At 40.1% G+C, this 15,787-nt stretch carries 15 protein-coding genes; all 15 read right to left on the bottom strand.

Going from position 1 to position 15,787, the window contains the following annotated elements; all coding sequences use genetic code 11:
* Positions 1 to 162: 162 nt before the first annotated feature.
* The 15 genes from apf to H5993_RS04920 all read right to left on the bottom strand — a co-directional run bounded on the left by apf (position 163) and on the right by H5993_RS04920 (position 15,740).
* The gene (gene apf / locus H5993_RS04990) at positions 163 to 900 is read right to left on the bottom strand and encodes an aggregation-promoting factor (RefSeq protein ID WP_204776481.1); all 738 of its coding nucleotides are present in this window, start codon (positions 898 to 900) and stop codon (positions 163 to 165) included.
* 471 nt (positions 901 to 1,371) lie between these two features.
* Positions 1,372 to 2,193, bottom strand: a complete 822-nt coding sequence (locus tag H5993_RS04985; protein WP_204776480.1) for an aldo/keto reductase — start codon at positions 2,191 to 2,193, stop codon at positions 1,372 to 1,374.
* Positions 2,194 to 2,320: 127 nt separating this feature from the next.
* Positions 2,321 to 3,649, bottom strand: a complete 1,329-nt coding sequence (locus H5993_RS04980; protein ID WP_204776479.1) for a uracil-xanthine permease family protein — start codon at positions 3,647 to 3,649, stop codon at positions 2,321 to 2,323.
* Positions 3,650 to 3,836: 187 nt separating this feature from the next.
* On the bottom strand, positions 3,837 to 4,418 hold the full coding sequence (gene nrdG / locus H5993_RS04975) for an anaerobic ribonucleoside-triphosphate reductase activating protein (protein ID WP_204776478.1): 582 nt from the start codon (positions 4,416 to 4,418) through the stop codon (positions 3,837 to 3,839).
* On the bottom strand, positions 4,363 to 6,561 hold the full coding sequence (nrdD, locus tag H5993_RS04970) for an anaerobic ribonucleoside-triphosphate reductase (RefSeq protein WP_204776477.1): 2,199 nt from the start codon (positions 6,559 to 6,561) through the stop codon (positions 4,363 to 4,365). The genes nrdG and nrdD overlap by 56 nt, the downstream gene beginning before the upstream one ends.
* A 748-nt stretch (positions 6,562 to 7,309) precedes the next feature.
* A complete protein-coding gene (locus H5993_RS04965) occupies positions 7,310 to 8,251 on the bottom strand; it encodes a Dyp-type peroxidase (RefSeq protein ID WP_204776476.1) in 942 nt (313 codons plus the stop codon).
* Positions 8,252 to 8,410: 159 nt separating this feature from the next.
* Positions 8,411 to 9,247 carry an amino acid ABC transporter substrate-binding protein gene (locus H5993_RS04960; protein WP_204776475.1) on the bottom strand — a complete coding sequence of 279 codons (837 nt, stop codon included), beginning with the start codon at positions 9,245 to 9,247 and terminating at the stop codon, positions 8,411 to 8,413.
* Positions 9,248 to 9,254: 7 nt separating this feature from the next.
* On the bottom strand, positions 9,255 to 9,899 hold the full coding sequence (locus H5993_RS04955) for an amino acid ABC transporter ATP-binding protein (RefSeq protein WP_204776474.1): 645 nt from the start codon (positions 9,897 to 9,899) through the stop codon (positions 9,255 to 9,257).
* Between the two features lie 15 nt (positions 9,900 to 9,914).
* Positions 9,915 to 10,562, bottom strand: a complete 648-nt coding sequence (locus tag H5993_RS04950) for an amino acid ABC transporter permease (RefSeq protein WP_204776473.1) — start codon at positions 10,560 to 10,562, stop codon at positions 9,915 to 9,917.
* Between the two features lie 493 nt (positions 10,563 to 11,055).
* Positions 11,056 to 11,589 (bottom strand): rod shape-determining protein MreD, encoded by a 534-nt coding sequence (gene mreD / locus H5993_RS04945; RefSeq protein WP_204776472.1) that lies wholly within the window; start codon positions 11,587 to 11,589, stop codon positions 11,056 to 11,058.
* An 11-nt stretch (positions 11,590 to 11,600) separates the two neighbouring features.
* Entirely contained in the window at positions 11,601 to 12,452 is an 852-nt protein-coding gene (gene mreC, locus H5993_RS04940) for a rod shape-determining protein MreC (protein WP_204776471.1), read from the bottom strand.
* 106 nt (positions 12,453 to 12,558) lie between these two features.
* Positions 12,559 to 13,569: a rod shape-determining protein MreB gene (locus tag H5993_RS04935; RefSeq protein ID WP_204776470.1), complete on the bottom strand. Its 1,011-nt coding sequence runs from the start codon at positions 13,567 to 13,569 to the stop codon at positions 12,559 to 12,561.
* A gap of 165 nt (positions 13,570 to 13,734) precedes the next feature.
* Positions 13,735 to 14,187 (bottom strand): JAB domain-containing protein, encoded by a 453-nt coding sequence (locus H5993_RS04930; protein ID WP_204776469.1) that lies wholly within the window; start codon positions 14,185 to 14,187, stop codon positions 13,735 to 13,737.
* Between the two features lie 14 nt (positions 14,188 to 14,201).
* On the bottom strand, positions 14,202 to 14,375 hold the full coding sequence (locus H5993_RS04925) for a hypothetical protein (protein ID WP_204776468.1): 174 nt from the start codon (positions 14,373 to 14,375) through the stop codon (positions 14,202 to 14,204).
* 51 nt (positions 14,376 to 14,426) lie between these two features.
* Positions 14,427 to 15,740: a bifunctional folylpolyglutamate synthase/dihydrofolate synthase gene (locus H5993_RS04920; protein ID WP_204776467.1), complete on the bottom strand. Its 1,314-nt coding sequence runs from the start codon at positions 15,738 to 15,740 to the stop codon at positions 14,427 to 14,429.
* Positions 15,741 to 15,787: the final 47 nt, after the last annotated feature.

The following is a 15,787-nucleotide window of genomic DNA, read 5'->3' as shown; positions in this document are numbered from 1 at the left end:
TTTTTGTTTGTTTTGGGCTAATTACATCATATCAGGAGCGACTTCCTGTGTACATAAAAACCGGATGATGAATTGTTTAAGAAATTCATCATCCGGTTTTTACTTTGGACTAGGAGTTTTTTCCCAGCCTCCCCTTCTTTATCAATTATTATTTAACTAATTTTAGTACCAACCATGGCTTTCCCAGAAAGCTTGGGCGGCTACCCATGAACCATAACGACTTGCGACGTATTGGTTTGCTACGGCATCTTGGTTAGAAGCGGACAAATCACCATTTAAGTAGGAAATACTTAATTGGTATGCCCCGTAGTATTGACCGTTTTGAGCAGAGTAGTTACCACCAGATTCGCGTTGGACAATCCAAGCTTTTGCAGCGGCTTCACTTGAAGAAAGGTTACTTGAAGTCGTTGTAGAAGTGGTATTAGTAGAAGTAGAGTTTGTAGTAGCTGCAGAATTTACGTTACTGTTTGTCGTTGTAGTGCTTTGAACCTGTGGTTGTACTTGGCTGGTTGCGCTTGAAGCAGCAGTAGCCGTGTTAGCACTTGAAGCAACGGTAGCGGAGTCACTTGCACTTGAAGCTGCAGCTGAACTTTGGGCTGAAGCTGATGGTAATGTAGCTACTTGTTGAGCAGTTGCTGAAGTAACTTCCCCATCATCTTTGATTACCAATTTTTGGCCAACATAGATTAAGTTCTTGTTAGCAATGTTGTTGTTTTGAGCTAAGGTATCAACAAAGGTTAAGTCATGGCCAAACTTTGCTGAAATACCAGAAAGCGTGTCGCCAGCTTGAACCGTGTAAACGGAGTCTGCGCTAGCTGTCGTTGCTGAAGTGATCGTTCCTAAGGCAACGGCCCCAGCGACTGCTGCAGTAACTTTTAATGCTTTCTTGTTAAATTTCATAGTATTTAAAACATCCTTTTCTTTTGTTTTGCTTAACTAAATCAACGGTATCTACTATACATGCATTGAATTACGTCGCAATTACTGAAGATTTTCAAATTTCGTTGATTCTGTAATACGCTGTAAAATAGCTTTAGAACGCACAAATTTTTCATTTCGTTCAAAAGCGCATACCAACGCGTTTTACTTTCTCCATGTTGCAACCAGAATACCTTCCATATAAATTATAATTTTCTGTAACAATTACCAAGAAAAAAAGGTAATTTTCCTGATTTTACTTTTAAAAGCAACAGAATTACCGAGTTTTCCACCCTTATTTTAACTTTTCTGTAACATTATTTGGTTTCTCGGGGGCTGTTTTGATAATTAAAGAGAAACTCTAATTAAAATTGGTAGGATCATCAAAATTTAGAACGGTAAATAAAAAACAGCTAACGAAGTTACTTCGTCAACTGAATTTGATCCTATTATTTAGTAATCTCTTTCCATCGCCATTGCACTTGGCCACCCTTCGAGGGATTTTCGCTGATCTTGGGCACGCAACAATTGTCGCTCTTCGTTGCTTAAGGCAAAATCAAATAAATTAATATTCTCTTTTACATATTTAAGATGAGTGGCCTTAGGAATTACAACCACCCCTTCTTGAATTAAGAAACGGAGTGAGATTTGGGCAGGTGTTTTATGATATTTTTGGGCAAGAGTTGCTAAAACTTTGTTTCCCATAATTGTTTCCGCTGCTTGACCAAGCGGTGACCAAGCTTCATGCACCATCTGATGTTCAGTCAAAAATCGATGCATTTTTTGCTGTTGCCACATCAAATGGGTTTCAACTTGGTTAACAGCCGGCTTAACCGTTGCCTCATCAAGAACTTTCTGAAGCTGTTGATGATTGAAATTGCTTACCCCAATTGCCCGAATTTTACCCTCTTTAACAGCATCTTCTAGAGCCACATACGAATCAAGGTAATCAGGAATTGGCCAGTGGATTAAAACCATGTCGTAATAATCCATCTTACCTTCTAATAATGACTCATCAATTCCTGCCTTCGTCTCAGCGTATCCGCTTAAGGGCGTTTTGGTAGTAATGAAAAATTGATCCCGACTAATTCCACTTTCCTTAACAGCTTGACCAACACCGGCTTCATTTCCATAATATTGAGCAGTATCAATTAGCCGGTAGCCGGCATTAATCGCTTGCTTAACAGCTTTTTTTGTATTAACACTTTCAATTTGATAGGTTCCAAATCCCAATACTGGCATCTGCATCCCATTATTTAAGGTAACTGTTTCCATTAATCTCTTTCCTTACTCTACCGTTTTCCTCAAAACAATTAAAAAAGAGGCTGAGCAACCTCAACCTCTAACATTTTAACCCATTACTCACTCTATGCTCAAATAATCCTCTCTTGGTTTTTCCCATCTAGTAACGATCACGCGGCATCAATAGGTTTAAAATAATCGCACAAAGGGCAGCAATTGCAATTGGTGACCCTAACAAGTATTGAATTAATTGTGGAGCATTGTTGGTTACCTTACTTGGTAAAAGCACAATGGCTAAGGTCAAGATAATTGGTAACCCAATAATATAAAGATCACTTGATTCGGTTTTAATCCCCCGAATAACATTCAAACCATTCAACATGATCGTAACCGTAATAATAGCAAAAACCCCACCGATCACGGGAGCTGGGACAGCGGCTAAAAATGCCGACAACTTTGAGAAGAAGCCAAGAATAATAAACCAAATTCCAGCAGCGACAAAAACTCGTTTGGAAGCAACCCCAGTAATGGAAACTACACCAGCATTTGTGGAGTAACCCGTTACTGGCGTTGTCCCAGAAAGGGCGGCCACTAAACAAGACAAACCTTCACCAATAATCCCGCGGTTCCATTGTTTTGGTGTAATTTCATGATTTGTAACTGCCCCCATTGCAAACCAAGTCCCCGTTGTTTCCGTCGTAATAATTGCATAAATAATGATAAACGTTAAAATAGCGGTTAAATTAAAGTGAACTCCCCAATGAAAAATCGTCCGTTGAGGAAGACCAAACCAAGCTGCCTTCGCTACCGATTGCCAATCAAACCGACCCATAGTAGCACTTAATAAGGTGCCAACCAAAAGAGCAATGACGATTGAACCGGTCCGGAAAATCTTTTGGACTTTTGGAAAGCGAATACTAATCCCAACACAAATCAATAGAGTCAAAGCCGTCGCCGAAGCTAATTCCATATTTTGGTAAATATTACCGTTTGCCTCAAAAATATTGTCATTTAAGGCTGATGGAATCAATGATAATCCCACACAAGTGATAATCGTTCCCCCGACCACAGCTGGTACTAACTTATTGATAATCTTCTGGAAGGTACCACTTAAACCAAGTAAAACCATTAGGATTGACCCAACAATTAACGCCCCAATTAAGGTTTCCATTCCATCCCCTTTGAGTCCACCACCGGCTAATGCAATCCCCGCAGCTGCACCTAACGGAACAAAAGATGGCCCTTGAGACATTGGCATCTTCATAAAGAAGACCGTTTGTAAGATTGTCCCAATCCCAGCTGCTAGGAAAGTTCCCTGTAATAATCCCTGGGAATCAATCGCTCCCATGGAGAGCATCCCCGCTAAAATAATTGGTGGCACATACACATCCATCGCTAGCACATGTTGTAATCCCAATAGTGTCGCTTCGCTAGTTGGCACCTTATCATCAGGACCAATCATTAATCCGCTCTCTACTCGTGAATCCATTTTTACCTCCACAAAACCTTTTCTCTCTCTTGCCGATCGCTTAATCGCCTACATTTAACTACATAGACTACCGAACATTCGGCTTTTCATGTTTTGAATATTAGCACGAACTTTACCGATTGTAAACACTATTTCAAATAAAAAATCCCGAACATTATCATCGTTCGGGATTAAAACACTTTACCTATTAACGAACTAAGTTCTTCCAGATTGTAACTTGACCGTTTTTTAGTGAGGCTGGAACATCAATAATCCGTTGGTTAGCACTTCCACGGAATTGTAGGGTTAAATCTTTTTGAGCCAATAAAAAGCGCCCATCAACTAAAATATCTAGTTGTTTTAGCAATGCTAACTTATCTGCTGTTTCCTTTTGGAGTTCTTCCCAAGTGTAACCTGTCCACGACCAGATATCTTTTTGGTGACCAAATTCTTTACGAACGCGTTTAACTAACTGCAGACAAACCTGAGTATTCAAAAATGGTTCACCACCAAGCAAGGTTAGCCCTTGGACGTAGGATTGACTAAGGTCAGTAATAATTTGATCTTCGAGTTCTTGTGTATATGGCTGACCGTAATGAAAATTCTGTGCCGCCACATTATAACAACCTGGACAATGGAAGGGACAACCCGAGACATATAAACTACATCTGATCCCTTCGCCATCAACAAAATTAAATGGTTTGTAGTCTGCAATATATTGTTGTGAAAGTTGGTCAGCGCACCATTCTTTCGGCTTCGGATTGTTTGGCTTTCTCAAAGTTTGCGGCATGTTTTACCATCCCTTCTGTCATATTTTTTGCCCGGTGAATAATTTCTTCGTGACGGCCATGAACCATTGGTCGCTGTTGCGGATTACCTAAATAACCACAAGTTCGTTTGACCACATCACAAGTTGCTGGATCATGGTTGCCACATTGGGGACACTCGAATCCCCTGGCAGTGGCTTTAAATTCACCCTTAAAGCCACACTTAAAACATTGATCAATCGCTGTATTCGTTCCTAAATAACCAACATGGTCATAAGCCCAGTCCCAAACTGCTTCAAGTGCTTTTGGATTTTGACGCAAATTTGGGTATTCGCAATAGTGAATAAACCCACCCGCTGCATATTTAGGAAAAGCTTCTTCAAAACTTAGCTTTTCAAACGGGGTTGGGTGCTTACGAACATCATAATGGAAACTATTGGTATAGTATTCTTTATCTGTCACATCTGAAATGCGACCAAACCGTTTAATATCAGCTTGGCAGAAAGTATCGGTTAACGACTCAGCTGGGGTTGAGTAAAGACTAAAGTGATATCCTTCTTCAGCTTCCCATTGGTGACAAGCCGCTGCCATCCGTTTAACAATTTTAACTACGAATTGATGAGCCTCTTCGTTTTGCTCCCAACTTGGGCCATAGAAGCTAGCCCCAACTTCATATAACCCAATGTAGCCCAGGGAAACCGTTGCCCGGCTATTTTTAAAAACCTCATCAACACTATCCGTTGGCTTTAGGCGTTTTCCAAATGCTCCATACATATATAGAAGGGGCGCATTTTCTGGTTTTGCTTCCTTTGTCCGCTTAATCCGGTAATCCAAAGCAATCTTTGCTAAATTAAGTCGTTCATCAAGAATTTCCCAAAATAGTTCTTGGTCACCTTTAGCTTCTAGGGCAATCCGGGGTAAATTTAAGGAAACTACCCCTAAATTCATCCGTCCAGAGTTAACTTCTTTCCCGTTTGCGGGATCATGCCACCCCTGTAAAAAACTCCGACAGCCCATCGGGGTCTTAAAACTTCCGGTAATCTTGATAATCTGATCATACATCAACAAATCTGGATACATCCGTTTCGTTGAGCATTCTAATGCCAACTGCTTAATATCATAATTAGGATCTCCAGGATTAAGGTTTAATCCTCGTTTCAAAGTAAAAATTAGTTTTGGAAAAATTGCCGTTCGGTGTTCTTTCCCCAGTCCTTTAATCCGAATTTGCAAAATTGCTTTTTGAATTGCGCGGGCAATCCAGGAAGTTCCCAAACCAAAGTTAATTGTGGTAAATGGCGTCTGGCCTTGGGATGAGTATAAAGTATTAATTTCGTACTCTAAGGCTTGCATGGCATCATAAATGTCCTTTTGCGTTTTCCGGCGTGCATAAGCGATTTGCTTATCAGGTGCCACCCACTCTTTGGCATCCCGTAAATGCTTTTGATAATTTATTTTTGCATATGGTTCTAGAAGCTGATCAATCCGGTTAGCTGAGCACCCACCATATTGCAACGAAGCTACATTCGCAATGATTTGCGACATTTGAGCAGTCGCCGTTTGAATTGATTTTGGTGAATCAACCCAAGCATTTCCGATCTTAAATCCATGAGCTAGCATCTCATCAAAATCAATTAAGCAACAATTTGTTTCCGGCGTAACGGGCGAGTAGTCAAGATCATGCCAATGGAGATCTCCCCGTAAATGGGCCTTAGCCACCACTTCGGGTAACATTTTTAGCCCCAGTGCTCGACTGACAACGCCAGCTTCAAGGTCGCGTTGCGTATTAAAAACCTTTGAATCCTTATTGGCATTTTCATGGACAACCCGATCATTTTTCCCAAAAAGCGCTTTTAGTTTTACTTGAGGGTCGGTTGCCTTGGCAAAATTTTCTTCATCGCGTCGCCGATAATCACTATAAATTTTAGCCAAAGCGGGTTGATCATTTGCAATTAAAGCGGCTTTAATCTCGGCGGCAATTTGCTTGGCTTGGATAAGTTTTTGGCCTGAAAATTTCTTAATTAGGTTGGTAACTACTGCATTTTTAACCGTTTTGTTCGCATGAAGCTGATCAAGCACCCAGTTAATTTTGTAGGGGTAAAAGGGAGTCACGGTCTGATCCCGCTTTTCAACTTGAACAGTTTTTAGGGTTTCAAGATCTGTTTGCATTTTCTTAGTCCTCACTTCAATCGATAATTAACAGTTTCCATATTAGCCAAAATGGCAATATATAGAAACTCTTGACTTCGAAAGCACTATATGTTGTGTGAAAACTAATAGTTTGTAAACTATCCTGATTTCAAAATAATCAAATATCATTTGATATATTAACTAAGCAAGTAGTAACTTATCTTTATCAATGACTCTTATTTTTTATTAGTTTATTTAAACCGGCCTCAATTTTCACAATTTGCTCAATTGATAAACTAAAGGACAACTAAAAATAATTTTTCTAAGCTGAAATTTTTATCATGTTTTAACCTGTAGGTTTTAAGAGTGACTACACGAACCAAAAAAAACGACCTTATCCAAAAAACTGAATAAGATCGTAATGGTAGCTTGGAAGGATAAGCCCCTGAAATGCCGCTTAGCCATTTTCAAGTATCATATACCATTATCGGTATCAGGACTCACAGTCCTTAGTTGAGGATTAACCCTTTTTTTAAGATATCATCTTTTCCTAATTTTTTATTCTTATTTAGGTAAAGTCTGGTGTACGCTTATTTTCGCCAACTTTTCTTTTGACTATTCATCTCTGTATGTTACTCAGAAACGGCGGTCAAAACAGCAACTGAATGGGCTTGCAAACGCCAAAAATGATTCTAATGAATCCACTTTCGTTCTTCTTATCCCATCTGGCCATCGAGGAATTTTTCCCCTCCTCTACTTAGCTTTACTTCTTGTTTAATTAGAAGAATTAAAATTCACCTTCAGCAATTTGGTCAAGCAGTGGCCGGGAAGGAATAAAGAATAATTGACCACTCAAAATATCAGAGAAAGTCAATAAGAAATCGCTTTGATCAACCATATTTTGTAACATCATTTTGGTTACCGTCCAGTGACGAGAGTAACCAATGAAGTAAGTCCCAGTATTTCCAGAAGCCGGATCAGAATATGGTACATTCATCCGGACAATCTTTTGTTCTTCACCGTCGATTTCTGCCTTAGAAGTTACGTTGTGAGCATTCTTGAACTTTTCTTCGTCATCAAGTTCTAGGTCACTAAACTTCTCCCGACCAATAGCTTTTTCTTGTTCTTCGGTCTTCAAGTGGTTCCAGAAGTCCATGTTATGCCGCCACTTTTGGGCAAAGGCATATGAACCATTTTCAAAGGTCGGATCTTCATCCCCGATAATTGCGTAGTCGGCAGCATCTTCAATTTGTGGTGCTTCAGTCCCATCAATAAAACCGATAATTGCGCGACCTTCAAAGTAACGGAAACCCTTTGTTTCATCAACTACTGTCGTAATATCTTTTAAGAAGCGCCGGAATTGACTCATGGCTTCATATACCACAGCTTCGTCACTAGCCCGAATGTGGAAGAAAAGATCACCCTTAGAAGCTGGCATCTCATACTTTGGCCCCTTAACCGTTTGGTATGTTTCCAATTCCTTTGGTTTTGCTGAACCAGGGAATAGGTAGTCCCAAGCAGCACTACTAAAACCAAACGATCCCTTTAGATCGCCCTTTTCATCACGAATCCGTAAGGAACGCAAAATTGCTTGATAACGGTCGGCAAATTCACAAATTACTTCACGCTCCTTAGCTTGGTCCTTTCGATTTAATTCAAGTACCGTAAATTGAACATGTTGTCCAACATCTTTCCACACATCCTGAGCCTTATTTGGATCCATTGTCATGAGCAATTCCTCCTCAAATTTGATTTACAAGTACATTTTACCACAAAGCGTTTTCATAGCGATAAAAAGGGATCACTTAGTATCAAATTTTAAATAAAAAAGCCAGGAAGAAATTCTTCCTAGCCATTTTTGAAATTAAGCCATACAAAAGCAGTTTACCTACTTACCAAGATAATTACTCGAAGTCCCGAACCATTTTTCGTTAATTTTTTTAAGTTGACCATTTCTCTGTAATCGTCCAAGGCCTTGGTCGATCTTCTTCTTTAAGGTCTTATCCCCTTTCCTTAAACCAACGGCAAAGTCATCAACTTCAAAGTTAGGATTAACAATGACTCTAAAGTCTTTTCGATTTTTCTGGTGCCGAATATAGTATTCTGCATAAACTTTATCCATCAAAAGCCCCTGAATCCGGTTAGCATTCAGATCAATAAAGGCATTTGGAAAGGTGTCATACAAAACTGGCGTCTTTCCCTTAATAAAATTCTTTAATAATTTTGGTTGAGCATTTAACTCCGTTTGACCTGTCGAACCATTTTGAACCCCAAGGGTTTTTCCTTTCATGTCAGCAAAGGTTTTAACCCCATAACTTTTCTTGGTAACTAAGACCTGTTGATTTTGGAGGTATGGTCGACTAAAAGCCACCTTTTTCGCTCGCTCTGGGGTAACTGAATAGCCATTCCAAAGGAGATCGATGGTTCCATTGCGGAGTTCAGTTTCCTTCATTGACCAATCAATTGGTTGAAAATCAACTTTAATGCCATATTGCTTGAATACTGCGCGAGCTAAATCAACATCATATCCCACAAGCTTACCACTTTTTTCCCGAAATCCCATTGGAACAAAGCTATCATCTAACCCTATTACAACTTTCTTTTGCCGCTCGATCTTTGACCAAGTATCCTGACTGTTTGCCCGTTGAACAACCGACTGACAACCAGCTAAGAAAATCACTGGAAGACAAAGAACGGCCAAAATTAGTAATTTAAACCGTTTCATCCTTAGCTTACCCCTTCTGATCTAATGCTGTAACCTTTAACAACTTATCCGCAATCTTTTCAGCAAAGTCCATATCGTGGGTAACTACTAGTTGAGTCATCCCCTGCTCTTTCAACTTCAAAAGTAAATCAGCTACTTCGTCCCGTAATTGAGGATCTAGGGCACTTGTTGGTTCATCATAACAAAGAATCTTTGGTTTCATCGCCAAGGCTCGGGCAATGGCAACCCGTTGTTTTTGACCACCAGATAGCTGGTACGGATAAAGATCGCTCTTTCCCTGTAGACCAAGTTCGGCTAGTAATTCGCGACCTACTTTTTCGGCAACTTTTTTACTTTCCTTGAGAACCATTTCTGGCGCTAAGGTAACATTTTCTAAAACTGAAAGGTGCGGAAAAAGATTAAAATCTTGGAATACAACTCCCATCACCGCATCACTTGCTTCCATTCCTTGGGGATCAAAAACGGCACCATCAATTAAAAATTCACCGCTATCTGCACTTTCCAATCCGGTAATGCACCGCAATAAGGTCGTTTTCCCAGCTCCGGAAGGGCCAACAATACACAAAATTTGGCCATCATTAACTGTAAAATTAACCCCGTTTAAAATTTGACGGCTGCCAAAACTCTTCTTTAAATTCTTTATCTCTAACATTTTGCTACCTCCCAATTATTTGTAGTATGAGTAGCGATTTTCGACCTTCCGTAATAAGAAGGTACAAATTCCAATTAAGATCAGGTAAATTACCCCAACCATTAATAATGGTACTAAAGTAACATCACGAGCTGTTGCCACATTTCCGGCCCGTAGAAGATCGCCAAGTCCAATTACATATACCAAAGATGAATCCTTAACCAAGTTAATAACTTCATTTCCAATTGAAGGAATTACAATTTTAACAACTTGTGGAATCACAATCTTGCGTAAAGTTTGGGAGTAGCTTAACCGTAGCACCTTAGCCCCTTCATATTGGCCAGGATCAATTGATTGGAACCCACCCCGGAAAATTTCTGCAAAATAAGCGCCATAATTAAGAATAAAGGCAAAGACCGCTGCTTCATAACGTGGGAAAACAATCCCGATAATTGGTAAACCATAGAAGACAAAAATTAATTGCAAAAGCAGTGGCGTTCCCCGCATCAACCAAACGTAAAGATCTAAAATCCATTTTAGCGGTTTAAATTTACCAATCAAACCAATACTAACTAAGATCCCGAGTGGTAATGATCCAATTAAAGTCCAAAAGAATAATGATAAGGTCAGTTTCGTACCATCAAGTAATGATGGTAAAATTTCCGAAATGTAATTTAACGACATATTTGCTCCTCCTCGTCTTATATTAATTTTGTTAAACGCGAAGCGGCGATCAGTGCTGAGAATTAAAAAGGCGCCCCCTGAGCACTTAGCCTCAGGGGACGCTTCACCGTGGTTCCACCCCATTTTACGGTCATCTCACGATCACCGCCTCATCAAGTTCAAAATTTTTATGGAATCAAAAAAGCCCCCGGTCAATCTGACCAGAGGGCGTTTCCGCGGTTCCACCTCATCATTACTAACTTTTCACAAAGTTAGCCTCAGCGAGTTCAACTTTAAACTCTGTGCTGTAACGGGCTTCCCCGGATCACCTTTGAAGTGATCAACTCACAGTTGTGATTCAAAGTAACCGACTACCTCATCCCACCACCTGAGGTTCTCTGCTTAATCAGCTAACTTTTACTAGTCCTGCTCTTCGTCGCTTATTTAATTGTCACTATCTTAACGAGCTTTTTTTATTTTGTCAATCATTTTTGATTAAAAAAATATGAGAAAACTAATTTTCACCTTTCGTTGCCCACTTAAATATTGCACTAATTGGCCAGTATAACACCACAAAATAAACCAAATTTAAGGCTAAGGTTGGAGTTAAAACGTCCACCACAAAGTCAACAATTGACATCGTTGTTACCCCAACAATGTTATAGGCCAAATAGTTTAAGAATTCAAAGGCTGCCACATCAATAAAGAAAATTAAAATGGACGTTAAAAATGATGGATTAAACGAATGTGCTAGTACTCGCGTTAACCAAACAATCAAGGGATACAAAAAAATAAATAGTCCTAAAATTCCGGAATAGTAAACATCCGCAACTACTCCTGCAATTACCGCAAAGAATGTTAACGGAATTTGAATGTCTCCCTCAAAAAAGTAAGCCATAACAAACCATAAAAGGGTTAGTTGTGAAACCGTCGCATAAGGATAACTAAAAAAGAAACTCGCAAAGATTTTACTTAATGATCCATCAAGGAAAAACATAATAAAGAGGCCGATTGGGAAAAGATATCGAAGCCGTGAAAGTCGATACATTAACTCGCCCCCTAATTATCTGTTTTGGCAATCGAGACGACGTTTAAATTATTAAAATCAGCTGATGGCTTAATGTAAACCTTTTGGGCAAGGCCATAGTCATCCTTACCAACTCGGCTAACTTTACCAACATACAGACCTTTAGGAGTAATTCCTCCCATCCCGTTAGTATAAACCTTCGTCCCTTTACTAATTGAGGCCTTAGTTGTCACCTGGCCCATGACTAATTCATTCGTTTCAGATTGATAACCAGTGATGACTCCGTTAACTGTCTTGCCATTTTTTCCATCAATTTCAATTGCAAAGCGGTTAGCCGCCTCACTAGTATCACTTAATAATTCAATCTTACTATTCGTCTTATTAACTTCTTCCACCCGGCCAATCAGGCTACCAGCGGACATTACCGGCATATTTTTCCGAATTCCACTTGATTGCCCCTTGTTAACAACTAATTGTTGTTGCCATGCAGATGGCGAACGCGTAATTACAGCAGCCGTAATTAATTCATAATCAGTCATTGAATTTTTCATATTCAATTCAGCCTTTAACTGCTTATTTTCTTTCGCCAAAACTTGGTCCCGAACTTTTGTCTGAGCCACTTCTGCGACTTGTTGTTTCAATTCTTTATTTTCATGGTAGGTGTTCAATAAATCACTGTAGTTAGTAAATACATTTTGAACGGCATTCGCTGGGGAAGCGATGATATCATTTCCAAAGCCAATGATATCATTTCCAAACTGTTGAATTAGCGGTGGGGTTAGTCGATTGTTACGCAGGGTAACGGAACCGCCCATTAACCCAAAGGCTACCACCAAAGCAACCACAATCATAACCAACCGTCGATTTGAAAAAAATTTCCGCATGCTTTAATTCTCCACTCTCACCATCGTAGTTAAGTAGATATACGAAGAGGATGTGCGAAAGTAACTTTTCAACACATCCCCCACGGTAGCGACTTAATTAAACTGGCTACTTTTTCTTCTTCATCACATCAATGCTCTTGAGTGATTCACCAGTCCCAATTGCTACACAATCCAATGGATCATTAGCAATAAAAACCGGAACCTTAGTGGCGTCTGCAATCACTTCTGGTAAGTGTTTCAACAATGCTCCACCACCAGTGAGTACAATCCCGTGATCGATTACGTCTGCTGCAATTTCAGGTGAAGTCTCTTCCAGTGTTCCTTTAATTGCCACAATAATTTCACTAACAACATCTTGAAGGGCCGTTGAAACATCAACTGCGGAAACTTCCATCGTCTTTGGAAGACCAGTAACTAAATCCCGTCCCCGGACTTCAGTCGTCCCCATGTCTTGTGCCGCTTCAACCGAGGCAGAACCGATATCCCACTTCAACTTTTCAGCCGTCCGTTCACCAATCAAAAGATTTTTTTGTTGTCGAACGAACTGGATAATTGCATCATTCATTTTATCACCAGCCATTCGAATTGAACGACTAGAGACAATTCCACCCAAGGAGATGGTAGCAACATCGGTTGTTCCACCACCAATATCAACGACCATACTCCCAGTTGGATCCATCACTGGGAGACCGGCCCCAATTGCTGCTGCAAATGGCTCTTCGATGACATAAGCATCCCGCGCGCCCGCAACTCGCGTAGCATCGATTACGGCTCGCTTTTCCACTTCTGTAATCCCACTTGGTACACAAACCATGACATATGGCTTACCAGCGTTCTTACCAAGGGCTTTTTCCATATAGTACTTCATCATTGCAACTGTCGTATCGTAATCGGCAATCACCCCATCCTTCATTGGACGAATCGCCGTGATACTTGCTGGTGTCCGCCCAATCATGTCCCGTGCGGCTTCACCAACAGAAATTACATCATTGGTCTTTGTGTTCCGTGCAACCACTGAAGGTTCACGAAGAACAATCCCTTTACCGTCAATGTAAACAATCGTATTGGCAGTCCCGAGATCGATCCCAATGTTCTTAGTTCCGATTCCTAATGGCACTCTGTTTCTTCCCTTCAATAATTTTAAAATTTACTCTTTCAATAACGTTGATATTATACCATACCTAACGCAATTTAACAGTTTATAATCTTACACCAAATTAGCTTAGAAAGATACCCGTCAAGGGGAGGTTTAAACTTTCTTAGCATATATTTAATCATTATCTTAGTCATTGTTTGGTACGTTAAGAAACAATTTATTTTCACGCCAAGAAAAATAATCGGTATTTCCAACAATAATAAAATCTAACAACGGAATCCCAACTAACCGCCCCGCTGCTTCAATGCGTTGACAAAACATTTTATCTGCTTCAGACGGTTTGGGCACCCCCGTCGGATGATTATGAGCAAGGATCATCCCACTCGCACAATTTTGAATCCCAATCCGCAAGATTTGGTCAGGATAAAGTGCACATTCACTAGTCCCACCGGCAAATAAAATTTGAAAATGAATTATCTCATTATGCACATCTGTACAAATCAAAGCAACTTGTTCTTGTTCACATCCGGCAAAATGATCGATTAAATCTGGTCCAATAATTTGACTTGAGTAGGCTTGCCCCCAATATTCCCGAGGACTTTTAATAATTAATTGACCGGCTTCAATTGCCGATAACATTGGCGATAAATGCTCTAAATCATGACTTGCCAGGTCATTTTTCTTTTTTTCGATAATTTTCGGTAAGCGGCTGGTGTTGGCACCTGTTTAATCCACCACTGATATAGTTCTGGTTGATCATACAGTGCCCCTTTAATCAATGATCGGTATTTTAATTCTGCTTCCGGTCGATCTAAACGTGAAATCATCTAAAATTCCCCCTTTATTATATATATACGTAAAAAAAGGGAGAAAATTAGTCAGCTTTCTAAAAAATTTCGAATTTCTGAAATAAAGTAAAGCGAACCAGTCATAATAATCACGTCATTAGCTGACATATCCTGGGTAATTTGGCTTAAACCAAGTTGCCAACTAGTGACTTCTTTAACCGGATAACGGGTATTAATTTGCTCAATCAAAATGCCTAAGTCCGCACTTGGCCGCTTTGCACTCGGCCCTTTAAACTGAGTTAAGTAGAAGTGAACATTGGGCAAACTTGCCAATTCCCCTAACATCAATTCAGCTTGTTTATCAGCCAGGATTCCAATCAACAAATAAATATCATAGTTGCTTAGATCATCTTGAATAGTTTTTGTTAAGGCCTGAATTCCGGGTAAATTATGGGCTCCATCCAAAAGCATTAATGGTTCATCGTTTACAACCTCTAAGCGTCCTGGCCAGGTAACTTTCGCTAGTGCGCTTTTTAAAATACTGGGTTGAACGGTCAGATGTTGGCGTTTTAAAAAAGTTAGCACCAGCTGAATTGCAATTGCAGCATTAGTAATTTGATACTCCCCGGCGAGGTTAAGGCGAGCTTGAAAATTATGAAGGTCCGGGCTGTTAAATTTAATATGGGCAAATAAAGCGCCTGGATTTAAATTTTCAACCGTAAAGTCATTTCCTAAAGTGATCAATTGACTTTTTTTAGCCTCTGCCGTCGCCTTCACAACTGCTATCGCTTCGGGAACAAGTTGCCCCACAATCGTTGGCCGCTGTTTTTTTATAATGCCCGCCTTTTGTTCGGCAATTGCTGTTAAAGTACCACCAAGGATAGCCATATGATCATAACCGACTGTTACAATGACTGCTACTTCAGGAACAATCACGTTCGTTGAATCCCATTTTCCGCCAATTCCGACTTCTAAGATCACCACATCAGGCTGAGAGGCTTGAAAGTATAACATGGCAACTGCCAGATCAATTTCGAATTCCGTAGGACCACCTTCCGACAGTTCTTGATCAAGTGCTTGAACAACTGGTTCAACTTGCTGAACAAACTTGACCAAATCAGTATCACTAATTGGTTGACCATCAATGGCAATTCGCTCATTAAAGCGCGTGATAAAAGGCGAAGTGAAAGTTCCCACCGTTAAGCCACTCGACGTTAACATTGCTTGGGTCATCGCAACCACGGACCCTTTCCCGTTAGTTCCAGTAATGTGCAAATATTTTAATCCCTGCTCTGGATGGCCAAGACGGGCCAAAAAAAGTTTCATCCGTTCTAAAGTTGGCCGCTTTTTAAACCGTGGTCGTCCGTGGATAAAGGCTAAAGCTGATTTATAATCCGTTACCATTTTTATCCCCCTATGTAGGAAAAGGCTAGATTCGCTCATGGCGTTAA

Source organism: Limosilactobacillus alvi (assembly GCF_016900115.1).
Lineage (GTDB): Bacteria > Bacillota > Bacilli > Lactobacillales > Lactobacillaceae > Limosilactobacillus > Limosilactobacillus alvi.
The sequence above is the reverse complement of the archived record's forward strand: the minus strand, read 5'-3'. Positions and strand labels throughout refer to the sequence as shown.